We start from the raw sequence: 24,190 nt of genomic DNA on the forward strand, positions 1-24,190 counted from the left end.
ATCCTCCCCTGTCGGCTAAAGTGCCTCAACCAGGCTCTTATAATGCCGACCCCTTTCCTCATAGCCGCTATACATGTCGTAACTGGCGCAGGCGGGCGAAAGAAGCACCACCTGCCCCTTTTCGGCACTCTCCTTTGCGAGCGCCACGGCAGCCGCCATATCGACGGCGCGCCGAATGGTCACAACGCCGTTTTGCGCAGCCGCATCGGCAAAGCGATCTGCAGCTGCACCAATCAGGATCAAAAGCGCGTTTCGCTGCGCTAACAGTTTCATCATCGGCGTCAAATCCGTATGCTTGTCATAACCGCCGGCGATCAGCAGTAATTTTTCCTCAAACGCCTCAATCGCCTTGATCGTCGATTCCGGATTTGTCGCCTTTGAGTCATTATAATAATCAACGCCATCGACGGCTCGGACCCATTCAATGCGATGTTCGACGCCGCGGAAATTTGCCAGAACCGCTGCCATTTTATCCGGCGCGATGCCCGCAAAAAAAGCCGTGCCACAAGCAGCCAGGACATTTTCCACATTATGATCGCCTTTGATTTGCAGCTCAGATAAATTGAAAACAGCATGCTGCTGCCCCTGCCAGCGAATGCAAACCTGCCCTTTTGCAACGAACACGCCTTCGTCGAGCGTCGTCAAACGACTAAAGTAGACGACTCTTCCTTTGCAATGCGGTGCCAGAGCGCGTACGCCAGAATCGTCATGATTCAACAGCACATAGTCGTCCTGACTTTGACCAAGAAAGATCCGCTCCTTCATCGCCGTATACCCTTCAAGCGTCTTATGACGATCCATATGATCCGGCGTGATATTGAGAATCGCTGCAACATGCGGTGCAAACTTGTCCACCCACTCCAATTGAAAACTCGATATCTCAGCCACTGCCAAATCATTTTCTGTCAGCGGAGTAACCTGCAAAGATAACGGGTCGCCGATATTGCCGCCAACCGCAACTTTGGCAAACGTCGTTTTCGCTAATTCACCAAGCAGCGTCGTCGTCGTCGTCTTTCCATTCGTCCCGGTGATTGCAACCATCGGAGCGCGACAAAGCCGGTACGCCAACTCCACTTCACTCCAAACCGGAATTCCAAGTAGCACGGCCTGCTGCAGTAGCGGATGCTCCTGCGCAATTCCCGGCGAAGTCACAACCAGCTTCATTTTCGCTAGAAAATCAGACGCTGCATCGCCCAGTTCCAAATGTACTCCCTCTTTTGAAAGAGCGATTAATTCCTCTGACAGCGTCTCTGGCTTTTTACCATCCCAGAGCGTAACGTCTGCGCCCAAGCCACGCATGACCTGAGCCGCAGCAATGCCGCTGCGCCCTGCGCCCAAAACACAAGTTTTGTTTCCTGTCATATCCATATCAGCTTGCGCCTCCCATTCGGCTTAGCAGCATCAATCCGACCGCGAGCAATCCGGCGGCAGCAGCCGCACTCCAAAAGGTTAGCACCACGCGTGTCTCTGACCAGCCGCCTAATTCAAAATGATGATGCAACGGACTCATGCGAAAGATCCGCTTGCCACGCCATTTATAAGATGTCACCTGGATCATGACCGACAGCGCTTCCGCCACATAGACCAGGCCCACAACGATCAAAAGCAGTTCCGTCCGCGTCAGCACCGCAACCGTTGCCAGAGCGCCGCCTAACGCCAGCGATCCGGTATCTCCCATGAAAACTCTCGCCGGATGCGCATTATAGCGCAAGAAGCCAAGTGCGGCTCCAGCCAGCGCCGCACAAAACACACCCAGCGACAATGCGCCGAGCAGGTAAGCAACCCAAGCGTAAACGGCTGCAGCAATCACGGTAACGCCTGCCGCCAATCCATCCAGACCATCCGTTAAATTAACGGCATTGGTTGTTCCTACCAATACCAAAAATAAAAAAGGATAATAGCCAAGGCCAAAATCAAACAACATTGTCGTTCCCGGCAACCAGACCGCAGTACCACGTCCCATCAGCTGAACGGAGGCATACGCCATGACCGCTGCAATGGCTGCTTGTCCGAGCAGTTTTTGCCGAGCCGTAAGGCCGAGCGAACGCTTCTTTGCTACTTTAATAAAATCATCGGCAAACCCCAGTGCGCCATGACCGAGAGTAACAAACAACGCCAACCACAACGCCGCTCCATGTGGAGCAAAGACGACAGCCGCAATCGATAGCGCAGCTAAAATCATGACGCCGCCCATTGTCGGCGTTCCAGCCTTTGCATAATGGCTTTCCGGTCCTTCCTGGCGGATACTCTGGCCAAACTTTAACCTTCTAAGTACCGGCAAGACAAGTGGTCCGCTGGCAATTACCAAAAGAGCCGCAACAATCGCCGCATACATCATTTGCTGCATGGTTCGAATACCTCCATCATTTGTTCCATCCGCATGCCGCGCGACCCTTTCAACAAGACCGTGTCGCCGGCTTGTAGCGTTTGGCGCAGGAAGGCTTTCGCCTCGCTTGGACTTTCCGTCCAATAAACAACGACACTCCTAGCATCGCATTTTGCCGCATGGGCCAAATGTTTGGCCCATGGCCCCAGTGCGATCAAAACTTCCACACCGCTTTGCACTGCATATTGCCCCACTCTCGCATGCGCTTCAGCGGCAACCTCACCCAGTTCGAGCATATCTCCAAGCACCGCGACCCGGCGCCCGATCGAAACTTCCTTCAGTGCATCGAGAGCAGCCAACATTGACATCGGACTGGCGTTATACGCATCATTGATAATGCAAAACGCACCGCGTCGCTCAACATGCAGCCGCATCGCACTAAGTTCGAGCGACGAAAGTCCGGCGGCAATCTTCTCTTTCGCGACGCCCAGCGCCTCGGCAACCGCAACGGCAGCCATTGCATTATAAACGTTATGACGACCGACAACCGGAATTTCCAGCTGCCAGTTTCCCTCCCTCGTCCGAAGATCAATCCTTGTCCGTCCGTTTTGATAGGTATTGCCGAGCGCCTGTACGTCAGATGCCGGATCGCAGCCATAAAAGACCACTTTTCCTTTCGCCAAAACATCCATCTGGCGGACATATTCATTGTCATAATTTAAAAAAACAGTCGCCGTTTCCGGCAAATCCTCGACGAGTTCTCCTTTGGCTGCAGCAATCGCCTCCAGGCTGCCCAACAGCTCCATATGCGTCTCGCCGACATTCGTTACAATGCCGTGCGTCGGGCAAGCAATCCGCATCAATTCTCTAATTTGTCCCAGTCCGCGCATGCCCATTTCGACAACGGCCGCCTGATGCTCTTGCGTCAGCTGCAGCAGCGTGAGCGGCAAGCCGATCTCATTATTGAAATTTCCCTGCGTCTTCAACACATGGTAACTGGACGCCAATGCAGCCGCAACCATGTCTTTGGTCGTCGTCTTGCCATTTGATCCGGTGATTGCAATCACCGGAATGGAAAAACGCAGACGGTGGAATTTCGCCAATGCCTGTAGCGCAGCGAGCGTATCTCTGACTTTGAACACCGGAATATCGAGCGTGATTTCCTTTGCGGCAATAATGCCTGCAGCCCCTTTTTGTGCCGCCTCTGCCGCAAATTGGTGTCCGTCAAAGTTTTCTCCCTGCAGCGCAACATACAAGTCGCCTTGCTTAATTTTCCGCGTATCGGTGCAAACACCTGAAAAAAGGATCTCTTCGTCGCTATTGACGTAAGCTCCGGTCGCTTCACAGACTTCCTGTAACGTAAACTTTGCCATTACCGTTTCACCTTGAGCCACTCCAATGCGACTTCCTTATCATCAAAATGTATCTTGCCCGTATTAAGAATCTGGTAATCCTCGTGCCCTTTGCCGGCAATAATGACCAGATCATCCGCCATCGCCAATTCAATCGCGCGGCCAATGGCCTGACGGCGATCTGCAATCTTTTCATAGACTTTGTCAGCTGAAAGCTGTTCTTTTATCCCAACTTCAATTTCTTCCAAAATGAGCGCCGGATTTTCCGAGCGCGGATTATCCGACGTTACAATCACAATGTCGCCATAACGGGCCGCAATTCCGCCCATAATGGGGCGTTTCGTCCGATCCCGGTCCCCGCCGCAGCCGAAAACGACGATGATGCGCCGTTTTGCAATCTGCTTTGCCGTCTGCAGAATATTTTCCAAACCATCCGGCGTATGCGCATAATCGACAATCACGCTAAAATCCTGACCGCCGTCAACCAATTCGAATCGGCCTGAGACGCTGACAAACTCTTCCAACGCTTCTTTGATGACAGGGAAGGGAATCTCTTCCGCGCTCGCAGCTGCAATAGCCCCCAAGACATTGTAGACATTGAAAAAGCCAGTAATCTTCAATTGCAGCGTCTCACGCCCTAGCGGCGATTGAAGCACAAAGCGGGTTCCGCTTGCTTGTACATCGGTCTCTAGCGCCATAAAATCGGCGTTTTGCTTCAAGCCGTAGCTAAGCGTGGTAACTGCTGAAGCGGCTTTCATCGCCGCACCAGCCGGATCATCGATATTAACAATCGCGGTCTTGCGTCGCTTATTGCCCTCGGCTTCGCTCAAGCCTGAAAAGAGGCGTTGCTTGGCCGCCAAATAGTTTTCGAAGGTATGATGAAAATCCAAATGATCTTGCGTCATATTGGTAAAGACAGCCGCATCGAATTCACAACCGGCAACACGGTCTAGTTCCAGTGCATGCGAGGAAACTTCCATAACCACATAATCCACGGCGCACTCGGACATTTCCGCTAACAGGCGCTGTAGATCAATGACATCCGGCGTTGAATTGTTGGTTGGAATCTTTCTCTCGCCGATAATGTTTTGAATCGTACCGATCACGCCAACCTTATATCCCGCCCGGTTCAAGATGCTCTTTAGCAAGTAAGTCGTCGTCGTTTTGCCGTTTGTACCGGTAATGCCGACCATTCGCATTTTTTTCGCCGGATAATCAAAAAAGAACGGCGCAATTTTTTTCGCCGCTGCCCTCGTATCTGCTACGCGCACCAAAGTCAAGCCCTCCGGCGGTGCTTCAATCTCCCTTTCCACTAAGGCCGCCAACGCCCCGCGTTCCTTTGCCTGTTGCAAAAAAGCATGCCCATCGACAGTAGCGCCGCTAATGCAGACAAACAGACCACCTGGCAGCAACGCTCGGGAATCATGATGAATGTCCTGTATCGTTATATCACTGTCGCCGCTGACCACCGCACCCGGCAGCAACTCGATGATCTCTCGTAACGTCTTTGTCATATCGCACTCTCCCTATATTTCATATTTGATCCAGCCAGCAAACTTTCCGCTTAGCTAAAATAGCAAACTCTTCTCATTATACTACATAAAAACAGCAGCCACAAAGGCTGCTGTCGAATGTTTTTCCGCATTTATAGCGCCTTAACGGCAGGAAACCGCTAATTCTTATGACTAGCTTCCGCCTTGGCCGCTTTCAGCAAATTTACTACGCCATTCACCAGACCGACTTCTTTCTCCTGCGCAACCAGCGGTTGGCTGTCTTTCGCCTGCGCATTAGCGGCGCAATACACATTGGTCGGTACGACCATGCCCAATTGCGACGTCGCGATCGCTTGGATGCGCTGCGGTGATTTGAGACGCGCCACTTCCAAACGCAATACTTCATTTTCTTTTTCCATTTTGATTGCCTGAGACTTCATTTCCACCAGAGAATAGCCTTCTGAAATGATCATCGCACTGCGCGCAGTGACAAAAACGCCTAAAGCAATCAGAAACAGAACCATCGCCAAACAGCGAAAGCGCAACGCACGGCTTGGTCTCGCGTCCGTTTTCATTTGTTTGCGCGGCTGAGCCTGCACCGGGATATCAAGTTGCGGCATTTCTAATCTCTGTGCCAGCATAAAATGATCCTCCTACTTTCTACGCTACTGCGCCTTTTTTTCCGCTACCCTTAGTTTCGCACTACGTGATCGGGGGTTTTCTTCCAACTCACGTTCGCCAGGCGCAATCGCTTTGCCAATTAACTTGACTTGCGCTTTTTTGCCGCAAACGCAGATTGGAATGCGCGGCGGACAATCGCAACCTTTTGCCAACGCCTGCAATGTCTGTTTCGCAATCCGGTCTTCCAGCGAATGGAATGTTATGATGCAAATCCGGCCGCCGCTATTAAGTCTCTCAACGGCCGTCAGAAAGGTTTCTTTTAAGATGCTAAGTTCACTGTTTACTTCGATACGAATCGCCTGAAACGTCCGCTTCGCAGGATGCGGTCCGTCACGTCGCGCTGCAGAAGGAATCGCTTTTTTAATGATATCCACTAAGGCTCCTGTCGTTTCAATCGGCGCTTGCATCCGACTCTGATGAATAAACGCCGCGATTCGTTTTGCCCATCGCTCTTCGCCATAAGAAAAAATCAACTCGGTCAATTTAGCCTCATCATATCCGTTTACGACCTCGTAGGCCGATAATTTCGCCGTAGGATCCATCCGCATATCAAGCGGTGCATCCTGCATATAGGAAAAGCCACGTTCTGCCGTATCAAGCTGATAAGAAGAAACTCCTAAATCAAATAATATTCCGTCAACCCGCTTAATGTCAAGCTCTTCGAGAATTTCCGCCAAATAACGGAAATTTCGTTGCACCAATGAGACTTTGCATTTCATAGCTCCAAGGCGCTCCGCGCCCACTTTTATCGCGGTCGGATCCTGATCAATGCCAATCAGCATCCCTTCCGGATCAAGCCGGCTTGCAATTCGTGCAGCATGACCGCTACCGCCTAACGTACAATCCACATATATGCCTTTTTTATTCGTTACCAACGCCGCCAATGTCTCTTCCGGCAATACGCTGACATGTTCAAAACTTACATCCACACTGCATCGCTCCATATTAAATTCCTGCTAAATTCCCAAATCCACCAGGTTCTCTGCAATTTGCGCCACTTCCGGACCAATTGCAGCGTTGTAATCATCCCAAGCATCTTTCGCCCAGATTTCAATTCGTGTAGACACCCCGATCACTACAACATCCTTATCCAGTTTACCATAGTCGCGCAAGTTGTTGGGAATAAGCACTCTGCCCTGCTTATCGCTCTCCACTTCCGCAGCTCCCGCAAAGAAAAAGCGGGCAAATGCTCGAGCTTCCGGCTTAGCCAGTGACAGCTTCCGCAGTTTTTCTTCTAAAATCCGCCATTCTTCCGCTCCGTAAACAAAGAGACAATTATCGAGACCCTTGGTGATTATGAACCGCTCGCCCAATTCCTCACGGAACTTGGCAGGGAATATCATACGCCCTTTATTATCGATGCTATGATTATATTCCCCCATGAACACGGTTACTTCACCACCACTCTCACAATCTTCACCACTTTTCACCACTATAAACCACTTTTATAGACTTATTCTTCTTTTAGAAAAAAAATCCTGCCTTCTTTTCTCTTAAAACCCCTTATATTTGCTAAATCCCGGCTAAATAGAAGAAAATAAGTCTTTTGTCCTAGTAGATGATTTATCAAGCCACCCCTGACAAGAAAGAATGGATATGTTATAATAGCAGCAGTTAACAACAAGGAGGCTTTCACACATGCAAATCAATGAAAAAATGAGCATTTTAGAAGTAGTACAACAATATCCGCAAACGGTTGATGTGTTTCGCAACTACGGCATGGGTTGCTTAGGCTGCTCCGCCGCTCGGTTTGAAAACATCGAACAAGGCGCTAATGCACACGGCATCGACGTAGCAGCGCTGATTCGCGATCTGAACAAGACGCTTGCCTCTTGTGAATCGTCTTGCGGTTGCAACTGCGGCTGCAAGTAAAACAAAAAAGCAAAAAGCCCCCTGCGTTTCACTTTCGTAACGCAGGGGGGCTTTTTGCTTTACAGCCTTATAAGTGCGGCTGTACTTTAGCAGACAACTCCGCTTTCGGCAAAAATCCGGTAAACTTTTCGACTTGCTCACCGTTCTTAAAAATCATCAGCGTAGGCAGGCTCATGACGCCATATTGCTGCGCCAGTTCACGATTTTCATCTACATTGACCTTCACTACTCTGACCTTGCCTGTCAAATCACCGGCCAGTTCATCAAGTAGCGGCAAGAGCTTCGTACAATATCCGCACCACGGTGCCCAGAAATCGACCAGAACCGGAAGTTCTTTGTACTCGATGACTTCCGCCGCAAATTGATTGGCGCCTACGACCATCACTTCACTCATTATTTAGCCTCCTTTTTTCGCAATTCCATCATGATGCAAGCATCATGAACCACTGCCAATTCCAATTCCTCCGCCACTTTCAACAAGGCGGCGCTGTCCGCCCCCGGTTGCAGCCAAACATTCTTAATCTTTAGTTCACTGCACTGACGCACAATGGACTCACCAATCTTTGGAGCAACGACAAGATCAACCGCATCCGGCTTTATCGGCAAATCTGTCAGCGTCGCATAACAACGTTCGCCATCAATGGCCTCAACGCCCGGATTTACCGGATACACTTCGAAACCGGCCGCTTTCATCACCTTAAAAATACGATAACCATATTTATCCGGATTTGCGGTAGCGCCAACTACCGCCCATTTTTTACATTGTAACATTTCTTCAATATTCCCACGCATAAGCATACCTCCTCTTCCCATATCATTCCATCTTGATTATATCACGAATCGGCTGACAAGATAGAGTCCAATTCTTCCATCAGCGCGTCTACCAATTGCTCTTCCGCTACTTTGCGCACAATTTCTCCTTTACGAAACACCAACCCCATCCCCTTGCCGCCCGCAATGCCGACATCGGCTTCTTTTGCCTCGCCGGGCCCGTTGACGACGCACCCCATAACCGCCACGCGGAGCGGTTTTTTCACATTTTGCAGTCTCATCTCCACTTTAGCAGCAATCGCCGCCAGATCAATATCACAGCGTCCACAAGTAGGGCAGGACACGAGTGTAGGACCATACTGTCTGAGACCAAGGCTCTTTAAAATTTCATTACCTATCTTTACTTCGACGACCGGATCACCCGTCAGCGAAATACGAAGCGTATCGCCAATTCCCTGCGCCAGCAAAGCACCGATCCCCACCGAAGACTTGACAATACCGGAATTCACTGTCCCGGCTTCCGTGATGCCAAGGTGCAGCGGATATTCTACCTGTTCCGACATTTGCCGATAGGCTTCGATTGTCATCGGCACATCATTGGCTTTCAATGAAATTTTAATGTCCTGAAAATCCAGTTCTTCCAAGATGCGAATATGCCCCAGCGCGCTCTCCACCATCGCCTCCGGCGTCGGATGCCCGCCATGGCGCAGCAGCAATTTTTTGTCAAGCGACCCGGCGTTAACGCCGATTCGGATCGGCACACTGCGTTCCCTAGCGGCCTTAACCACTTCAACAACCTGCTCGCGTTTGGCAATATTGCCCGGATTCAGGCGCAAAGCGTCTACGCCGCCAGCCAACGCCGCCAGAGCAAGGCGATAATCAAAATGGATATCCGCTACAAGCGGCAAAGGCGAAAGCGTCTTAATCTGGTCAATCGCCTGCGCCGCTTTTTCATCCGGCACCGCCAAACGCACGATATCGCAGCCAGCATCCGCCAACGCCTTAATCTGAGCGACAGTCGCAGCCACGTCATCCGTTTTCGTATTCGTCATCGACTGCACCGTAATCGGCGCACCTGCGCCGATCGGTACGCCGCCAATATGAATCCTTCTTGTTTTGCGCCGTTCCATGCGAATGCCCCCTCTAGAATAGCTTTAATCGCGAAACATCTTTAAATGTCGCGATTAAGAACAATAGGATCAATAAGATAAAGCCTATCGTTTGTATGAACTGCTGGCGCTGACGCTCTAACGGCCGCCCGCGCACGCCTTCAACCAACAGCGTCAGAACATGTCCGCCATCGAGCATCGGCACTGGCAGTAAGTTAATGATCCCTAAGTTGATACTGAGAAACGCAGCGAACTGCAGCAACGGTAAAAAGCCCAGCTGCGCAACCTCGCCCGCCATTTGCGCAACGCCAATCGGACCCGCCACTTCGGCCGACACTTGGCGCGTCACCATTTTCCATAACCCGACGCTCATTTCTGCCGTTACCAGATACGTTTGTTTTCCTGCCAAACCGACGGATTCAATAACGCCTGGCTGATAACGATCCATTTGCGGCATTACTCCGACAATGCCCTTATCTGCCTTTTCATCATATTCCGGTATCACTTGGAGTTGAAACGCTTGGCCTTCACGCACGCCTTCGACTAACAAGATTTTGCCGGAGCTGACCTTGATGACATTAACAAACTGATTCCAACTCGCAATGGCCTGACCATCGATGCGCTCAATTTTATCGCCTGTCTGCATCCCCGCTACAGCGGCCGGACGTCCCGGTAAAACGGTGCCGACAATCGGCATATCCGTTGGCGTACTGATGCCCGAACTGATAAAGACCGCAGAAAACAATAGCACCGGTAGCAATAGATTCATTAACGACCCCGCTAAAATAACCAACATGCGCGCCGCCAAGGATTTTTGTTGAAAGGATCTTTCATCCTGTGGTTCGTCGGGATCCATTCCGGCAATTTTATTGAATCCGCCCAACGGGATCGCACGCCAAGAATAAAGAGTCTCCCCTTTGCGGAACTGAATGACTTTCGGGCCAAATCCGATGGCGAATTCATCGACCCGCATGCCAACGGCTTTAGCGGTGACAAAATGGCCTAATTCATGAACCAAGACAACCAAACCGAATACAAATACACTTGCTAGTATCGTCATCATAACGTTGTCAACACCCCACTTTTACTCCTGCCTCTTAGGCATACCGCCGGTCGATGCATGCTTTAGCAGCAGCACGCGCCCATGCATCTGCTTGCAGCACCGCTTCCAGATCGCTGCACTGGGTAACCTGATGTTCCGCCATAACGCTTTCAATCACTTCCGCGATAGCGAGAAACGGAATGCTCTGTTCGAGAAATGCGTAGACGGCCACTTCATTGGCCGCATTATATACGCACGGCATCGTACCGCCGCTTCGTCCTGCCGCATACGCAAGCGCAAGCGCGGCAAACGTTTTCGTATCCGGCGCCGCAAACGTCAGATCTTTCATCTTTTGAAAATCTAGGCGCGGATACGGTGCAGGCAAACGTTCCGGAAAAGTCAACGCATATTGAATCGGTACGCGCATATCCGGTTGTCCCAATTGAGCCATCACTGCTCCATCGGCAAATTCGACCATTGAATGGATGATGCTCTGCGGATGAACAACGACTTCAATCTTATCATATGGCATCCCAAACAGCCAGTGTGCTTCGATGACCTCAAGGCCCTTATTAGCCAGGCTTGCAGAATCAACTGTTATTTTTTTTCCCATTGACCAGTTCGGATGTTGCAAACACGCTTCGACGCTGACAGAAACCAGTTCGTCGCGCTGTTTCCCGCGAAAAGGTCCGCCGGAAGCGGTCAGAATAATCCGTTCCACACGATCGGCTGCTTCGCCTTGCAAGCACTGCAAGATCGCGCTATGCTCACTATCCACCGTCAATATGGAAACCCCTTTAGCGGCCGCTTTTTTTGTAACCAATTCACCTGCGGCAACCAAAGTCTCTTTGTTAGCCAGTGCAATCGTCGCTCCCGCTTCGATCGCGTGGAGCGTCGGTTTCAAACCGGCGAAACCGACAAGTGCATTGAGCGCAATATCGACTGCAGGATGTGCTGCAGCCGCCAGCAAGCCTGTTTCACCCGATAAGATGGTGGTTCGGCCCCGATATCGTTTGCGCAGCTCCTGTGTCGCATTTTCGTCGACCAACACGGCAACTTCCGGTTCATAACGCTCTATCTGCTCCTGCAATAAGGCTGCATTCTGCTTTGCCATTAAAACCTTGACAGTAAAACGCTCTGGATGTTGCGTTACAACATCCAGCGTCTGCGTGCCAATTGAGCCTGTACTGCCCCATATCGCAAGACCTTTGCTCTTCATGCCCAATCCTCCTATCCGGCAACTGCCTGAATATAATAATACACTACCGGCACAGCAAACAAAACACTATCAAAGCGGTCCAAAACGCCGCCGTGCCCTGGAAACAGCGTGCCGGAATCTTTCACCCCGGCAAATCGCTTTAACGCCGATTCAGCTAAATCGCCAAGCGGAGCCGTTAAGCCGATCAATACGCCTAACCCAGCCGCTGAAAAAGCACTCAAACCCAGCCATACCTGTCCAAGATAAATCGTTAGCGCAACACAGCACAGCAAACCGCCGATAAAGCCCTCGACCGTTTTACCCGGACTGATTGACGGAGATAATTTATGCCGCCCCCATTGCCGGCCAACAAAAAAAGCCATCGTATCGCTTGACCAAATTCCCAAAAATGCAATCCCGAGATAGACGGCTCCAGCCGCGACAAAAGAACCAAACAATTCAACATTCACCGCTCCGCTCAAGAAGCGCAGCAAAACCAAGTGTGAAAATCCTGCGCCAATATAGAGGGCCCCCAAACAAGTAAACGCCGCGGTCTGCAGGGAATACCGAGCGCGTCCTAATACGGCCAAGCTCATCACCGCCAACGCGGCAAACGATGTTATCGCGTAGAGTTCTCGGCCGTTTCCCTGCCAGGCGCAGCCAAGCAAAAGCAGCAGGAACGCCCCCCCTGCCATCTGCGGAATTTCAATCGCAGCAGCACTGCAAATGCCTCGCCACTCATGCCAAGCGCAGAGCGTTAACGCTGTAACGGCTGCAACAAAAAGCCAGCCTCCCTGCACGACGACAAGAACGCTTAATGGGATTCCAACCAAAGCAGTCAGGATTCTTTTCACTAACATATATTCACCTCTTTAATCCCCCAAACCGCCGCTCTCTCTTTTGATAGGCGATCATCGCTGCAGCAAATTCTTCTACGCTAAAATCCGGCCACAGCGTTTCCGTAAACCAAAATTCAGTATAGGCCAACTGCCACAGCAAAAAATTACTGATGCGAAAATCACCGCTAGGACGGATCAACAAGTCCGGATCCGGTTGTCCCGCAGTATATAATTGATCAGAAATAGACGCTTCAGAAATGGCATCATAAGATATTTCCCCTTCTTTCACCTGCATTGCAAGGGCGCGGACGGCTTGAACAATTTCAGCCCGACCGCCGTAATTCACCGCTACATTGAAGATAAGGCCCGGATTGTTTGCGGTCAGACATTCCGCGTCAGCAAAGGTCTGCTGCAACACCATCGGCAGACCCGCGATATCTCCGATAAAACGGATTCGCACTCGATTACGATGCAATTCATCTATTTCCTGTTCCAAAAACTCTTTGAACAGCGTCATTAAAAAATCCACTTCCGAACTGGGACGTCGCCAATTTTCTGTGGAAAAGGCATAAACGGTTAAGACCTGCAGCCCAGCATCCGAGGCAAATTGAACAATGCGTTTCAAAGTCTCAACACCTTGACGATGGCCAAAGGTCCGCGGCATCGCACGTTTTTTTGCCCAGCGTCCGTTGCCGTCCATGATAATCGCAACATGACGCGGCATCTTTTCCCTATCCAATTCAAATTCAGCAATATTTTTATCCGCTTTGCCGAACCATTTTTTCCACATCTTCCTGACCTCCAGCCACAAATCTTTTACGGCTTTTTACATAAACGAAGCCCCCTCGTATGAGGGGGCAAAACAGCCTTGTCCAGGCCTCCGCCAGTCAGTTCGGAGAAACAGCCGTATTCTGACCGTGTTTTGCCATTTTTGCTGCCACGACAAGCTGGTATACACCCTTGCTGTCAACGGTCTGACGGATTACATATAATGCAGCCTCATCCAACTGCAGTTGTCTGGATCCAGATCCACTAGGAGCCGTTTTCACGACCTCATATGCCCTGTCGGCCGCTTCCAGTCTTGCACAAGCAACCGGCAACGCCAAGGCGACTACGTCAATTTCAAGCATGGTTACACTTCCATGATTTCTTTTTCTTTTGCCGCCATGACAGCATCGACCTCTTTGATATACTTATCGGTCAATTTTTGAATGTCTTCTTGGCCTTTTTTGGCCTCATCCTCTGAAATCAGTTTGTCTTTTTCCAGTTTCTTCACTGCATCGTTGGCATCGCGGCGCAGATTGCGCACCGTCACACGCGACTCCTCCGATTTCTTGTGCACTTGTTTGACGAGTTCCTGACGACGCTCCTGCGTCAATTGAGGAATATTCAAACGGATAATCGCTCCGTCGCTATTCGGATTCATTCCCAGATCCGATTTCATGATCGCCTTTTCAATTGCCGGCACCATTGTTTTTTCCCAGGGTTGGATAACAATGGTTCGGGGTTCTGGTACCGATACATTGGCGACCTGATTGACCGCCGTCGGCGTTCCGTAATAATCAACCATGACTTTTTCTAAGAGCGCCGGGGTAGCACGGCCAGCCCGCAAAGTAGATAATTCTTTGCGCAATGCTTCCATTGCCTTTTTCATTTTATCTTCATATTGATTAAAAATATCCTTGATCATATTAGCCCCTCCCTACAACAGTACCAATCTCATGTCCCAAGGCCGCCTTTAAAATGTTTCCCGGTACATCCATATTAAATACAATGATTGGAATCTTATTATCCATGCACAGACTTGTGGCAGTCGAATCCATTACGCCTAAGCCGCGTTGCAATACTTCAATATATGCCAGTTCATCAAATTTCTTTGCATTTGGATTTTGTCTCGGATCCGAATCATAAACACCGTCAACATTTTTCTTGGCCATAAGAATTACATCCGCTTCGATTTCCGCGGCACGAAGCGCTGCCGTTGTATCGGTGGAAAAATACGGATTTCCGGTTCCTGCAGCAAAAACAACGACGCGACCTTTTTCCATATGACGAATCGCCTTGCGCCGAATATAAGGTTCTGCAACCTGACGCATTTCGATGGCAGTTTGAACCCGGCTGTCCACATCACAGTGCTCCAATGCATCCTGCATGGCAAGCGCATTCATCACTGTAGCCAACATGCCCATGTAATCCGCAGTCGCCCGGTCCATTCCCTTTGCACTACCTGACAAACCACGCCAGATATTGCCGCCGCCAACTACCACCGCTACTTCAATGCCAGTTGCACGCAATTCTTTGATTTCGCGAGCAATTGCATCCACGACCACTGGATCAATCCCGTATCCTTGACTGCCCGCCAACGCTTCCCCGCTCAATTTTAGAACCACTCGCTTATATTTCGACGTACTCAAGCTATAGGCCTCCATTTCTCCGTTTAAATTTATTCCACATCGACAGGTAAAAGTCCTTTCACTGCCGTCCTTACCTAGAAAAAAGAGAACACGAAGTGTTCTCTTTTATTGTTTCACTGCTGCAGCTACTTCAGCAGCAAAATCATTGGCTTTTTTCTCAATGCCTTCACCCAGTTGATAGCGGGTGAAACGACGGATCGAAATATTTTCGCCGATCTTCGAAATCGCTTCGTTGATCATTTGTGCAATCGTCTTATCCGGATCCTTAATGAATCCCTGTTCCATCAAACAGATTTCTTTATAAAATTTATCAACCCGGCCAACTACCATTTTTTCAACAATATTGGCAGGCTTGCCTTCATTCAGCGCTTGCGCCTTGAGAACTTCCATTTCATGTTCCACGACTTCAGCCGGAACTTCTTCACGACGGACATAGGCCGGATTCGCAGCAGCGATTTGCATCGCAATATCTTTAGCCATGGCCTTAAAGTTATCGGTTTTTGCGACAAAATCAGTCTCGCAGTTTACCTCGACCAATACGCCGATGCGGCCGTTGGCATGGATGTAAGATTCTACAACACCCTCAGCAGCAACACGCCCTGCTTTTTTAGCAGCAGCCGACAAACCTTTTTCACGCAGAAAATCCACGGCTTTATCAATATCGCCATTTGTTTCGGTCAGAGCTTTCTTGCAATCCATCATGCCTGCGCCGGTAAGTTCACGCAGTTGTTTTACCATTTCAGCAGTTACCATATTCGCTCCTCCTAGCTATTAATGAAGGTAAGGAGGCGTCTACAACGCTCCCCCTTACCTTCTCTATTTACAGATTACTCAGCTGCAGCAGCTTCTTCTTCCATTTGCTCACCTTGGCGAGCTTCGAGGACAGCGTCAGCCATTTTGCCAGCCAACAGCTTAACGGCACGGATCGCATCATCATTCGCAGGAATGACATGGTCGATTTCGTCCGGGTCGCAGTTGGTGTCAACAATACCAACGATAGGAATCCCCAGTTTTTTAGCTTCTGCTACCGCAATGCGCTCTTTGCGCGGGTCAATGATGAACAGCGCGTCCGGCAGTTTTTTCATGGTCTTGATGCCGCCCAAGAATTTTTGCAGTCGTTCCATTTCATGGCGCAACTTGATCACTTCTTTTTTCGGCAGAACTTCGAACATGCCTTGCGCTTCCATTTCTTCCAGTTTAACCAAACGGCTAATCCGACGTTGAATGGTTTGGAAGTTGGTGAGCATGCCGCCCAACCATCTTTCATTTACATAGTACATGTTGCAGCGTTGTGCTTCGTCACGCACTGCTTCTTGCGCTTGTTTCTTTGTACCGACAAACAGAATGGTACCTGTCTGCGCCAATTCACGCACAAAATTATAAGCCTCTTCAACCTTCTTGACAGTCTTTTGCAGGTCAATGATATAAATACCATTGCGCTCCGTAAAGATGTAGGGAGCCATTTTAGGATTCCAGCGTCTGGTCTGATGACCGAAATGCACCCCGGCCTCCAACAGTTGTTTCATAGAAATTACCGACATGAAAGTCACCTCCTGTTTTTTTTACCGCCGCAATTGTCATCTCCTAAATGGAAACCAACGTTTTGTTGGCACAGTCCATCGGATTCAATGCGTGTGGATTTACAACGAATAATAATATACCATAAATTTCACAAATTTACAAGCGGCTCAAAAAATTATTTGCGATGCAGCTGTAAAAGCAGCATGATTTCACCCTTGCCGGCGCCGGTAGCTTTCGCAATTTCCGTTACGCTATAGCCCTGCTCCGCCATCGTCAGAATCAACTTACGCCGATCCCCGCTGTCCTGCACTTCTGGAAAAACACCTTTTTCAGTTTCAACTTCACCAGACTGTGCTAAAACGCTCTCTTGCGCTGCGTACCAATCTTCAGTAACCGGCTGCGCTTTAAACGGCGCGGGAGAAGGATGGGCAACCGCTTTGCTGTCATATTCTTTCAGCAGTCTTTCGGCAGTTGTTAACTTTTCTTCCAGTTCCCGACTGCGGTTCTCCGCTTCAGTCAATAAAAATTCCAGGTGATTCATCTTATCTTCCAGTTCTCTAATCACAACGGCTCCGGCAGCTTCCAATTGTGTTTGAAATTCCAGCGTCGCCGTATGCATGTTAAGAGAAAACACTTCCATCAGCATTTTCCGTTTATAGACGATGAAAAAACCGCCAAACAGAATAATGAGTATGCTAATAATTCCACCTGCAGTCATGGTTCCACCTCATGTCTTGATATCGATTCGCCGGCCGCGCATCGGATCCTTCGCGGCCCGTTCCTCTGCGGCTGCATCCACTTCGCTTGCGGCTTGTTTCCGCTCTTTGCCGCCTTCGTCACCCTTACCCTGTTTGTGGGCGTCCCCTTTGTCTTCGCGTTTTATTTTGCCGCCTTCACTTTTTTTCGTATCTTGTACTTGTTTTTGTTGGCGTTCCGCACGCTGTTGGAGCTGTTCGGCAAATTGTTGCTGCTGCGTCATGGGTTGCTGATTTGCATGCTGCTGCGTCTTTCCCACATCGGTCGCATGCGGGATCAAGACTTGCATATCCATCGGACGTATATTCATAGCTGCCACCTCTCTTTTCAGAGTTCTTTCAGGTAGCCTGTAGCAAATAAAAAGGTAGGCTTACCATCGGTAAGCCGCCGTTTCTATTTAAAGCTACCTATTCTAATTTCGCCATCTTCCGCATACAACGAAGAGAATTTCAGCGCTTCTCTGATTGGCTTAACCAATGTTCCGATAACCACTTTTACTCCGGGATACATGATCTCGGCAACTTTAATCCTGCCGTATTTCATTTCTTCAAAAGCCAGTTCAATATCCGTCATCCTGTTGCGCATCGTTTCCACCTGACCGACTAAATGAAATTGGGCTTTTGTCAATTTCAACAACATTTCACGCTTATCCTGCGGCATCGTTGTCTGATCCATTCCCCGCAAAATACTGAGCGCTTTTTGCGTTTGTTCCAGGCTCACTTCCACTTTTTTAATCTCGCGCCGAATGTTCTGGTACTCTTCCCTTAGTTGCGGATTAACGCCAACTTCCAGCTCTGTACTCGTCGACATTTGCGTTCCCAGCATTTTGGCACGAATTTCTTCGCCAGCCAAGATATTGCCCCCGGCAATCAGGCCACGCTTTCCTTCGACAATGACTTTTTTTCCTGCACTAATGCGTGAATGAAGTATGACTTCGTTCACGATTACATCGTTGCCCGCCTGTACAGTAGCATTTTCAATGAACTTGGCCACTACGTTTTCCACTGCCTTGACGTAACCGCGGTGCATGCCCTGAATACCCATTTTTATAACAACATTCTTACCTTCTACAATGCCGCCGCTTACTGTGCCGTACACTTCAATATTGCCTTCCGCCTTGACGGTAAAGCCAGGTTGAACCGACCCTTTTACTACGACATTGCCGACAAATTCGATATTGCCGGTAGATAAGTCAACATCTTCTTTAATCTCAATGACAGGTACAACGCTGATCTTATTATTGGCAACGACTACCTGTCCGGCAATTCCCGCAGTAATTGTATTTTCTACCGCCTGCACATTCTTGCCAAGCGGCAGCGGAACTTCTTTACCCGCTTTAGCTACGATAGCAATCCCCAGCACATCGGATCCCGGCACACCCGGAACGGATGGGATTTTTTCTGCAAGCAGATCTCCCTGCATCACAATCGTAAAAAGATTTAAATCTTTATAATCGACTTTGCCGTCATCCAATTCGACAGGTTTTCCTTTGTTCTCCAAGTCGACATGGTATTTAATCTGCGAATCGATTCCATTGACCGCAGGTTGCCCCTTTGCGATCACAACCCGATTCCCGGGACGCTCCAGTGCCTTTCGCGCCTCCGCTTCATCGAAACCAAAGACAATTCCACTCGCGTTTATTTTTTCCAAAACCTCTTCCCAGGCAATCAAAGGCGCATTTTTAGACATATCAATCTGAAGGGTCGCTTCCATACGATCCTTAGAAATTTCCACATGAATTTCTGATTGTCCTATCGTCGCAATTTTAACTGCCTGAGCACTTGGTTTATTAATCTCATGCGTTATCGTTTTTTGGTCGTACTCCACAACGCCGCGTTTGTCGAGTTCTGCAACAATTTCGGCTTCCGAAACCGCTTTTCCCTCACCTTCGGAAGGAAACACGGTTAAAAACAAGTCTTCCCCTTCTTGGTTGATAGAAAATGCACCCTGTTTGTTTTTCACTTCTACTTGTTCTTCCCCACTCATCACAAAAAGCCTCCCCAACGAATATCAGACCAAACACGATTTAATTCTGGAAAGGGCCCCCCGAAGCCGAAAAATTGCTTTTGTATGCAGCTGTGAAATTCTTGCTTCGGACAACTTTAAAATCAAACTGATTTCCTTTAATGTCAATCCATCGTAGTAGTACAAACTAATAACCAATCGCTCTTTTTCCGGCAACTTGTCAATCGTCTGCGCCAATAATTCTTTCGTCTCTTCCACTTCCACTTGATGCGAAGGATTAATGCATTGGCCTGTAGGCGTCTCCGTTTTTATGAATTCATCTAGCGGTATTAATGTACTTGCATTCAAACGTGACAGCAACTGGTACAGTTCTTCCACTTCAACGCCGAGCGCCCCTGCAATTTCTTCGTCGGTTGCCGACCGCCCCAAGTTGTGTTCCAACTGCGCTATCACTTGCTCATATTGCTTGGCTTTTTGTCGTAAACTGGTCGGCACCCAATCTTGCGCACGAATCGCATCTAAGATCGCACCACGAATCCGGGCAACGCCATACGTTTCAAATTTAATGCCACGCGTAGGGTCAAATTTTTCTATCGCATCCAACAGACCAAAAAAACCATTGCTAATCAAGTCGTCTCGATCAACATGCTGCGGCAAACTCATGGCAATGCGACCAGCAACCAACTTCACCAATGAAAGATAATGTTCCACCAGCAATTCACGGGTCTCGGCTTTTCGATGCTGCTGATATTCGCCCCAAAGCGCCATAACCGCTTCAGGTGTTGCCTTAGTACCATTCATGTTTTATACCCCCAACCTCAACGCCCAGTCATTCTTTGGGGTGCGCAATATTTTCAAAATGCTCCGGCGTCAGCGGATCAAATTCCGCTTCTTCCTCTTCTGTAGTCAATTCGCTCTCTGTACCCTCAATGCCTTCTTCCGTCTGTTCTTCTTCCTTTTTATCCGTCTGATTCAAGCGCGTCAACCAGCTCTGTAAAAAGCGTTCCCAGAGCAAGCCTAAACCAAAACCGACGATTGCGAAGATAAACATGGAAACCGCTGTACGGTACAAAACCGTTGACGGTCTAGCCGCATTGCCAAAACCACTGAAAATAGTACATATCCCCACTAAGACTGCCAAGCTAACAGCAAAACGTAGTTTGAGCACCATATACCTCCAACTACAACTCTTTTTCCCCTTTGTCAATCGTCTTGACTTTGTAAATTCCGCTATCGAGTTTCAATTCGACCGTCCGACCATAATTTCCGCCCGTATCGTCCGCGATAATGCGTAGATCTAATTTCTTCAAGACGACTTTCACCGCTTCTACATTTCGTTCGCCCACACGCATTACGTCTGTGGCATTTGCAAAAGTGAACATTTGCGCGCCGCCAGCAATTTTGGCCGTCAATCTTGATTTGACAGCACCCAATTTCAAAATTTCGTCCAGCATGATCGGCAAACAGGTATCTGCAAACTTTGCCGGATTTTCCGTAGAGCGCGCCTGGGTGCTGTCCGGTAACATAATGTGGGCCAAACCGCCCACCTTAGCGACCGAATCATACACCGCAATCCCAACACACGAACCCAATCCATAACTGATCAGGCTGTTGGGGTTTTTTCCCACTTTATAATCCGCCATCCCCACTTTGATCAGTTCTGACATTATTCCCTCACCCCTATTGCCGCCAAAATGGTGTTCAAGGAGCCCGGGTCAGGAATCAGGAAGAAGTGTCCTTTGACACCATCCATCTCCGTTGTAAATTCCGTCTCAATAACAAGCGCATGATCCCCCATCTGGCCCAACTGAATAAGAATAACGCTTAATATGGCCCCGGCCATATCCAACGCAAGAGCCGGAATCGACGGCAATAACGTCAGATTCGTAAAATGCGACAGCGCATTCAAGTATGCGCCTGCCAGGATATTGCCAATTTCCATCAACGCCGATTCATCCATGGAGTTAAGTGAGGTTGTATATCCTTGCTCGCGCCCCATTAACATGTCAACTAAATAAAAAGCACTTTCCCTTGGCAGCAAAAACAGTATGCTGCCCGGAGCCGGACCGAAGACTCGCAAATACACGCCAGCCACCATGGCATCCGGGCCACCTACAACATCAGGTACATCGCCAAGCGGCATAATAGCGACCTGCGGTACCGTCATATCAATCTTGCGATTAATAATTTGTGACAACGCCGTGGCCGAATTGCCTGCCCCCACATTGCCGATCTCGCGCAACGCATCTAATTGTATCGCCGATAAATTCAGGATATCTTCAGACAAGCCAGTCACTCCTCTTTCGCCACAGTTTAACTGGCTTTGGGTTCTTGCCCAATGCCGGTAATCGACTCTAAGTTAATCAAAATAATCAAACGGTTCTCCAGTTTTCCGACCCCATTCAGATATTCAGCGTCAACGCCGCTGACAACAATATCCGGTGCGTCAATGTTTTCCTGTTCAATGGCCATTACCTCGGACACCGCATCAACAATCATCCCTACTGCCACTTCATCAATCTTTACAATAACAATTCGCGTATCTTCCGTATACTCCTGGTGCGGCAGGTTCAAGCGTTTTTTCAGGTCAATCACCGGCAATACGCTGCCGCGTAAATTCATGACGCCCTTGATATAGTCCGGCGCATGAGGCACCCGTGCGATATCTGTCATCCGCTTAATCTCTTGCACCTGCAAAATACTGACACCATATTCTTCTCGTCCAAGCTTAAATATCACCAATTGTACTTCGTTTCCAGAATAGCTGCTTTCCGACATAATTTCCAGCCTCCTTACTGAATCAATGATCCAATGTCCAAAATCAGAGCAACTTGACCATTTCCTAAAATGGTAGCACCCGCAATCACTTTGATTCCAGCCAACAGTTTACCCAACGATTTTATAACAATTTCCTGCTGTCCGATCAGATTATCCACCACAATGCCTGCACGCTGTTCGCCAAGGTGAACAATGACAATAAACAGTTCTTCCGGCGTTTCTTCTACCGTCGGCGGGATATTCAGCACATTGCCGAGCCGTACGATTGGAATGATCTGACCACGCAACAAAATGACTTCCTTGTTCTGTACCGTCTTGATATCTGCCGGCTTAATATTAATGGTGCTGTCGATCGAGCCAAGCGGAATCGCATAAATTTCTTTTGCCACATTGACCAGCAAGGCTTGGATGATAGCCAACGTCAGCGGCAAGCGAATCTTGAACTTGCTGCCCATGCCGACCTTTGTTTCAATATCAACCATACCACCAAGCGATTCGATCTTGTTTTTGACCGCATCCATCCCAACGCCGCGTCCGGATACGTCCGTGACGACTGCCGCTGTCGAGAACCCAGGTAAGAACAACAAGCGCACAGCTTCTGTCGGATCCATCTTATCCGCTTCCGCCTGCGTAATCAAACCTTTTTCCACAGCCTTTTGCTTGATGATATCCGGATTGACTCCTTTGCCGTCATCTTCAACCATGATGATAACATTATTTCCTTCATGACGCGCAATCAAATGAATTTCGCCCACTGGATTTTTACCGTTTGCCTGGCGTTCCGCAGGTTTTTCAATGCCATGGTCAATTGCATTGCGCAGCAAATGAACCAGCGGATCACCGATTTCGTCAATGACCGTCCGATCCAGTTCCGTTTCTTCCCCTTGAATGATCAAATTAACTTCTTTATTCAATTCGCGCGACAGATCGCGTACCATGCGTGGGAAACGATTGAAAACCTGGCCTACCGGAACCATTCTGACTTTCATAACAACCGCTTGTAAATCGGTCGTAACCCGATCCATCTGTTCCATCGTTTCTACCAAATCAGTCAGACGATGCGTCAGGCCAATCTGCTCCAAGCGCGTCTTGTTGATGACCAATTCACCAACCAAATTTAACAATGTATCCAGTTTATCAATATCAACGCGTACGGACTGCCCGCTCTTCAGTTTTTTGTCCGCACCGGCTGCAGGCGCTTGATGAACCTCCGCCGGTTTGGCGGCTCTGGCCGGTGCAGATTCCGGTTGCGCCGTCTGTTCAACAGCGACCGGTGCGGCTTGAACTGCCGTTTCTTGTTTTGTCGCCGGCGCACATAACGTCACTTCCACTTTATCCACTTCTGAAATTGACAAAAGGATATGTTGAATCCGCTCCGGTTCCGCATCCGTTACAACAAGGACACTGAAGGAGAAATCAAAATTTTCTTTTTCCAACTCCTCAACGGGTGGAATGCTTTTTATAACTTCACCCAATTCCTCTAACGCACTCATGACCATGTACGCACGCGCCGAACGCAAGAGACAATTTTCTCTCAACAACACTTGAATTTCATATGCTCTGAGTCCTTGACTCGCCGCTTTGCTAATTATAGCCGTTTCCGAATCGTTTAGTTTTAAGGTTGAACCCGTGTCTTCACTGCCACTTTCTTCCGTAACCGTAGCCGCGCCGGCCGACTCGCCTTTTGCCAACGCTTTTAGTTTTTGAATCAACCCTTTACTGTCAATGCCGCTGTCCGCACCGCTGGCAACAGCCTCTACCAATTGCTCCAATGTATCCACGCATTGGAATATGGTGTCGATAATTTCTTTATTAGGTTGCAGTTCGCTTTTGCGCAACAAATCCAGGATGTTTTCCATTTCATGCGTCAATTCGGCAATGTTCGTAAACCCCATCGTAGCCGACATCCCTTTAATCGTATGGGCACTACGAAAAATCTCGTCCAAAACGGAAAGATTACTCGGATCATTTTCTAAATCTAAAAGACAGCTATTTAAGGTCTGCAAATGTTCGCGCGACTCTTCCAAAAACATCCCTAGATATTGATTAATATCCATATATTCCACCCCCACA

29 protein-coding genes are annotated in these 24,190 nt (G+C 49.0%); 1 reads left to right on the forward strand and 28 read right to left on the reverse strand.

Annotation, left to right across the window (positions count from 1 at the left end; translation table 11 throughout):
• Positions 1 to 15: 15 nt before the first annotated feature.
• From murD to mraZ, 7 genes are all read right to left on the reverse strand, one after another.
• Positions 16 to 1,368 carry a UDP-N-acetylmuramoyl-L-alanine--D-glutamate ligase gene (gene murD / locus QTL79_RS08720; RefSeq protein ID WP_346354581.1) on the reverse strand — a complete coding sequence of 451 codons (1,353 nt, stop codon included), beginning with the start codon at positions 1,366 to 1,368 and terminating at the stop codon, positions 16 to 18.
• 1 nt (position 1,369) lies between these two features.
• On the reverse strand, positions 1,370 to 2,347 hold the full coding sequence (mraY, locus tag QTL79_RS08725) for a phospho-N-acetylmuramoyl-pentapeptide-transferase (RefSeq protein WP_346354582.1): 978 nt from the start codon (positions 2,345 to 2,347) through the stop codon (positions 1,370 to 1,372).
• Positions 2,335 to 3,699, reverse strand: coding sequence for a UDP-N-acetylmuramoyl-tripeptide--D-alanyl-D-alanine ligase (locus QTL79_RS08730; protein ID WP_346354583.1), 1,365 nt, complete (start codon positions 3,697 to 3,699; stop codon positions 2,335 to 2,337). The genes mraY and QTL79_RS08730 overlap by 13 nt, the downstream gene beginning before the upstream one ends.
• Entirely contained in the window at positions 3,699 to 5,192 is a 1,494-nt protein-coding gene (locus QTL79_RS08735; RefSeq protein ID WP_346354584.1) for a UDP-N-acetylmuramoyl-L-alanyl-D-glutamate--2,6-diaminopimelate ligase, read from the reverse strand. Before QTL79_RS08735 ends, QTL79_RS08730 begins: the two co-directional genes overlap by 1 nt.
• A gap of 158 nt (positions 5,193 to 5,350) precedes the next feature.
• Positions 5,351 to 5,812: a cell division protein FtsL gene (ftsL, locus tag QTL79_RS08740; protein WP_346354585.1), complete on the reverse strand. Its 462-nt coding sequence runs from the start codon at positions 5,810 to 5,812 to the stop codon at positions 5,351 to 5,353.
• A 24-nt stretch (positions 5,813 to 5,836) separates the two neighbouring features.
• Positions 5,837 to 6,796, reverse strand: coding sequence for a 16S rRNA (cytosine(1402)-N(4))-methyltransferase RsmH (rsmH, locus tag QTL79_RS08745; protein WP_346354586.1), 960 nt, complete (start codon positions 6,794 to 6,796; stop codon positions 5,837 to 5,839).
• Between the two features lie 12 nt (positions 6,797 to 6,808).
• Positions 6,809 to 7,240, reverse strand: a complete 432-nt coding sequence (gene mraZ / locus QTL79_RS08750; RefSeq protein WP_346354649.1) for a division/cell wall cluster transcriptional repressor MraZ — start codon at positions 7,238 to 7,240, stop codon at positions 6,809 to 6,811.
• A 250-nt stretch (positions 7,241 to 7,490) separates the two neighbouring features.
• Between mraZ and QTL79_RS08755 the strand changes: the two genes are divergently transcribed.
• Positions 7,491 to 7,724, forward strand: a complete 234-nt coding sequence (locus QTL79_RS08755) for a DUF1858 domain-containing protein (RefSeq protein WP_346354587.1) — start codon at positions 7,491 to 7,493, stop codon at positions 7,722 to 7,724.
• Between the two features lie 67 nt (positions 7,725 to 7,791).
• On the opposite strand, the gene trxA is transcribed toward QTL79_RS08755, so the two are convergent.
• The 21 genes from trxA to QTL79_RS08860 form a co-directional block, all read right to left on the reverse strand.
• Positions 7,792 to 8,118: a thioredoxin gene (trxA, locus tag QTL79_RS08760; RefSeq protein WP_346354588.1), complete on the reverse strand. Its 327-nt coding sequence runs from the start codon at positions 8,116 to 8,118 to the stop codon at positions 7,792 to 7,794.
• On the reverse strand, positions 8,118 to 8,516 hold the full coding sequence (locus tag QTL79_RS08765) for a CoA-binding protein (protein WP_346354589.1): 399 nt from the start codon (positions 8,514 to 8,516) through the stop codon (positions 8,118 to 8,120). Before QTL79_RS08765 ends, trxA begins: the two co-directional genes overlap by 1 nt.
• 41 nt (positions 8,517 to 8,557) lie before the next feature.
• Positions 8,558 to 9,625, reverse strand: coding sequence for a flavodoxin-dependent (E)-4-hydroxy-3-methylbut-2-enyl-diphosphate synthase (gene ispG, locus QTL79_RS08770; protein ID WP_346354590.1), 1,068 nt, complete (start codon positions 9,623 to 9,625; stop codon positions 8,558 to 8,560).
• Between the two features lie 13 nt (positions 9,626 to 9,638).
• On the reverse strand, positions 9,639 to 10,667 hold the full coding sequence (gene rseP / locus QTL79_RS08775) for an RIP metalloprotease RseP (protein WP_346354591.1): 1,029 nt from the start codon (positions 10,665 to 10,667) through the stop codon (positions 9,639 to 9,641).
• Between the two features lie 34 nt (positions 10,668 to 10,701).
• Positions 10,702 to 11,865 carry a 1-deoxy-D-xylulose-5-phosphate reductoisomerase gene (locus QTL79_RS08780; RefSeq protein WP_346354592.1) on the reverse strand — a complete coding sequence of 388 codons (1,164 nt, stop codon included), beginning with the start codon at positions 11,863 to 11,865 and terminating at the stop codon, positions 10,702 to 10,704.
• A gap of 11 nt (positions 11,866 to 11,876) precedes the next feature.
• The gene (locus QTL79_RS08785; RefSeq protein WP_346354593.1) at positions 11,877 to 12,704 is read right to left on the reverse strand and encodes a phosphatidate cytidylyltransferase; all 828 of its coding nucleotides are present in this window, start codon (positions 12,702 to 12,704) and stop codon (positions 11,877 to 11,879) included.
• Between the two features lie 4 nt (positions 12,705 to 12,708).
• Positions 12,709 to 13,473 (reverse strand): undecaprenyl pyrophosphate synthase, encoded by a 765-nt coding sequence (gene uppS / locus QTL79_RS08790; RefSeq protein WP_346354594.1) that lies wholly within the window; start codon positions 13,471 to 13,473, stop codon positions 12,709 to 12,711.
• 97 nt (positions 13,474 to 13,570) lie between these two features.
• Positions 13,571 to 13,813: a hypothetical protein gene (locus QTL79_RS08795; protein ID WP_346354595.1), complete on the reverse strand. Its 243-nt coding sequence runs from the start codon at positions 13,811 to 13,813 to the stop codon at positions 13,571 to 13,573.
• A 2-nt stretch (positions 13,814 to 13,815) separates the two neighbouring features.
• On the reverse strand, positions 13,816 to 14,373 hold the full coding sequence (frr, locus tag QTL79_RS08800; RefSeq protein ID WP_346354596.1) for a ribosome recycling factor: 558 nt from the start codon (positions 14,371 to 14,373) through the stop codon (positions 13,816 to 13,818).
• A 1-nt stretch (position 14,374) separates the two neighbouring features.
• Positions 14,375 to 15,097, reverse strand: coding sequence for a UMP kinase (pyrH, locus tag QTL79_RS08805; RefSeq protein ID WP_346354597.1), 723 nt, complete (start codon positions 15,095 to 15,097; stop codon positions 14,375 to 14,377).
• Between the two features lie 105 nt (positions 15,098 to 15,202).
• Positions 15,203 to 15,850: a translation elongation factor Ts gene (gene tsf / locus QTL79_RS08810; RefSeq protein WP_346354598.1), complete on the reverse strand. Its 648-nt coding sequence runs from the start codon at positions 15,848 to 15,850 to the stop codon at positions 15,203 to 15,205.
• A gap of 74 nt (positions 15,851 to 15,924) precedes the next feature.
• Entirely contained in the window at positions 15,925 to 16,638 is a 714-nt protein-coding gene (gene rpsB, locus QTL79_RS08815; protein WP_346354599.1) for a 30S ribosomal protein S2, read from the reverse strand.
• Positions 16,639 to 16,793: 155 nt separating this feature from the next.
• Positions 16,794 to 17,336: a DUF6115 domain-containing protein gene (locus QTL79_RS08820; protein ID WP_346354600.1), complete on the reverse strand. Its 543-nt coding sequence runs from the start codon at positions 17,334 to 17,336 to the stop codon at positions 16,794 to 16,796.
• A 9-nt stretch (positions 17,337 to 17,345) separates the two neighbouring features.
• Complete coding sequence (locus QTL79_RS08825) at positions 17,346 to 17,684, reverse strand: hypothetical protein (protein WP_346354601.1); 339 nt, start codon at positions 17,682 to 17,684, stop codon at positions 17,346 to 17,348.
• An 83-nt stretch (positions 17,685 to 17,767) separates the two neighbouring features.
• A complete protein-coding gene (locus tag QTL79_RS08830) occupies positions 17,768 to 19,360 on the reverse strand; it encodes a flagellar assembly protein A (protein ID WP_346354602.1) in 1,593 nt (530 codons plus the stop codon).
• A 24-nt stretch (positions 19,361 to 19,384) separates the two neighbouring features.
• Entirely contained in the window at positions 19,385 to 20,140 is a 756-nt protein-coding gene (locus tag QTL79_RS08835; RefSeq protein ID WP_346354603.1) for a FliA/WhiG family RNA polymerase sigma factor, read from the reverse strand.
• A 28-nt stretch (positions 20,141 to 20,168) separates the two neighbouring features.
• The gene (locus QTL79_RS08840) at positions 20,169 to 20,507 is read right to left on the reverse strand and encodes a hypothetical protein (RefSeq protein WP_346354604.1); all 339 of its coding nucleotides are present in this window, start codon (positions 20,505 to 20,507) and stop codon (positions 20,169 to 20,171) included.
• 13 nt (positions 20,508 to 20,520) lie between these two features.
• Entirely contained in the window at positions 20,521 to 21,006 is a 486-nt protein-coding gene (locus QTL79_RS08845; RefSeq protein ID WP_346354605.1) for a chemotaxis protein CheD, read from the reverse strand.
• Positions 21,006 to 21,626, reverse strand: coding sequence for a chemotaxis protein CheC (locus QTL79_RS08850; RefSeq protein ID WP_346354606.1), 621 nt, complete (start codon positions 21,624 to 21,626; stop codon positions 21,006 to 21,008). Before QTL79_RS08850 ends, QTL79_RS08845 begins: the two co-directional genes overlap by 1 nt.
• Before the next feature lie 26 nt (positions 21,627 to 21,652).
• Positions 21,653 to 22,117, reverse strand: coding sequence for a chemotaxis protein CheW (locus QTL79_RS08855; protein WP_346354607.1), 465 nt, complete (start codon positions 22,115 to 22,117; stop codon positions 21,653 to 21,655).
• A 14-nt stretch (positions 22,118 to 22,131) separates the two neighbouring features.
• Positions 22,132 to 24,174: a chemotaxis protein CheW gene (locus tag QTL79_RS08860; protein WP_346354608.1), complete on the reverse strand. Its 2,043-nt coding sequence runs from the start codon at positions 24,172 to 24,174 to the stop codon at positions 22,132 to 22,134.
• Between the last annotated feature and the right edge of the window lie 16 nt (positions 24,175 to 24,190).

Source organism: Azotosporobacter soli (genome assembly GCF_030542965.1).
Lineage (GTDB): Bacteria > Bacillota > Negativicutes > SG130 > SG130 > Azotosporobacter > Azotosporobacter soli.

Excerpts from the sequence above, each read along its gene's own strand:
- QTL79_RS08830 (WP_346354602.1), bottom strand. The coding sequence starts at position 19,360 with ATGAGTGGGGAAGAACAAGTAGAAGTGAAAAACAAACAGGGTGCATTT.
- rseP (WP_346354591.1), bottom strand. The coding sequence starts at position 10,667 with ATGATGACGATACTAGCAAGTGTATTTGTATTCGGTTTGGTTGTCTTG.
- QTL79_RS08780 (WP_346354592.1), bottom strand. The coding sequence starts at position 11,865 with ATGAAGAGCAAAGGTCTTGCGATATGGGGCAGTACAGGCTCAATTGGC.
- frr (WP_346354596.1), bottom strand. The coding sequence starts at position 14,373 with ATGATCAAGGATATTTTTAATCAATATGAAGATAAAATGAAAAAGGCA.
- QTL79_RS08765 (WP_346354589.1), bottom strand. The coding sequence starts at position 8,516 with ATGCGTGGGAATATTGAAGAAATGTTACAATGTAAAAAATGGGCGGTA.
- trxA (WP_346354588.1), bottom strand. The coding sequence starts at position 8,118 with ATGAGTGAAGTGATGGTCGTAGGCGCCAATCAATTTGCGGCGGAAGTC.
- QTL79_RS08860 (WP_346354608.1), bottom strand. The coding sequence starts at position 24,174 with ATGGATATTAATCAATATCTAGGGATGTTTTTGGAAGAGTCGCGCGAA.
- QTL79_RS08825 (WP_346354601.1), bottom strand. The coding sequence starts at position 17,684 with ATGAATATACGTCCGATGGATATGCAAGTCTTGATCCCGCATGCGACC.
- QTL79_RS08730 (WP_346354583.1), bottom strand. The coding sequence starts at position 3,699 with ATGGCAAAGTTTACGTTACAGGAAGTCTGTGAAGCGACCGGAGCTTAC.
- mraY (WP_346354582.1), bottom strand. The coding sequence starts at position 2,347 with ATGCAGCAAATGATGTATGCGGCGATTGTTGCGGCTCTTTTGGTAATT.
- uppS (WP_346354594.1), bottom strand. The coding sequence starts at position 13,473 with ATGTGGAAAAAATGGTTCGGCAAAGCGGATAAAAATATTGCTGAATTT.
- murD (WP_346354581.1), bottom strand. The coding sequence starts at position 1,368 with ATGGATATGACAGGAAACAAAACTTGTGTTTTGGGCGCAGGGCGCAGC.
- QTL79_RS08785 (WP_346354593.1), bottom strand. The coding sequence starts at position 12,704 with ATGTTAGTGAAAAGAATCCTGACTGCTTTGGTTGGAATCCCATTAAGC.
- ispG (WP_346354590.1), bottom strand. The coding sequence starts at position 9,625 with ATGGAACGGCGCAAAACAAGAAGGATTCATATTGGCGGCGTACCGATC.
- QTL79_RS08735 (WP_346354584.1), bottom strand. The coding sequence starts at position 5,192 with ATGACAAAGACGTTACGAGAGATCATCGAGTTGCTGCCGGGTGCGGTG.
- QTL79_RS08845 (WP_346354605.1), bottom strand. The coding sequence starts at position 21,006 with ATGTCAGAACTGATCAAAGTGGGGATGGCGGATTATAAAGTGGGAAAA.
- rsmH (WP_346354586.1), bottom strand. The coding sequence starts at position 6,796 with ATGGAGCGATGCAGTGTGGATGTAAGTTTTGAACATGTCAGCGTATTG.
- QTL79_RS08835 (WP_346354603.1), bottom strand. The coding sequence starts at position 20,140 with ATGAATGGTACTAAGGCAACACCTGAAGCGGTTATGGCGCTTTGGGGC.
- tsf (WP_346354598.1), bottom strand. The coding sequence starts at position 15,850 with ATGGTAACTGCTGAAATGGTAAAACAACTGCGTGAACTTACCGGCGCA.
- QTL79_RS08755 (WP_346354587.1), top strand. The coding sequence starts at position 7,491 with ATGCAAATCAATGAAAAAATGAGCATTTTAGAAGTAGTACAACAATAT.
- QTL79_RS08855 (WP_346354607.1), bottom strand. The coding sequence starts at position 22,117 with ATGTCGGAAAGCAGCTATTCTGGAAACGAAGTACAATTGGTGATATTT.
- QTL79_RS08820 (WP_346354600.1), bottom strand. The coding sequence starts at position 17,336 with ATGACTGCAGGTGGAATTATTAGCATACTCATTATTCTGTTTGGCGGT.
- rpsB (WP_346354599.1), bottom strand. The coding sequence starts at position 16,638 with ATGTCGGTAATTTCTATGAAACAACTGTTGGAGGCCGGGGTGCATTTC.
- ftsL (WP_346354585.1), bottom strand. The coding sequence starts at position 5,812 with ATGCTGGCACAGAGATTAGAAATGCCGCAACTTGATATCCCGGTGCAG.
- QTL79_RS08795 (WP_346354595.1), bottom strand. The coding sequence starts at position 13,813 with ATGCTTGAAATTGACGTAGTCGCCTTGGCGTTGCCGGTTGCTTGTGCA.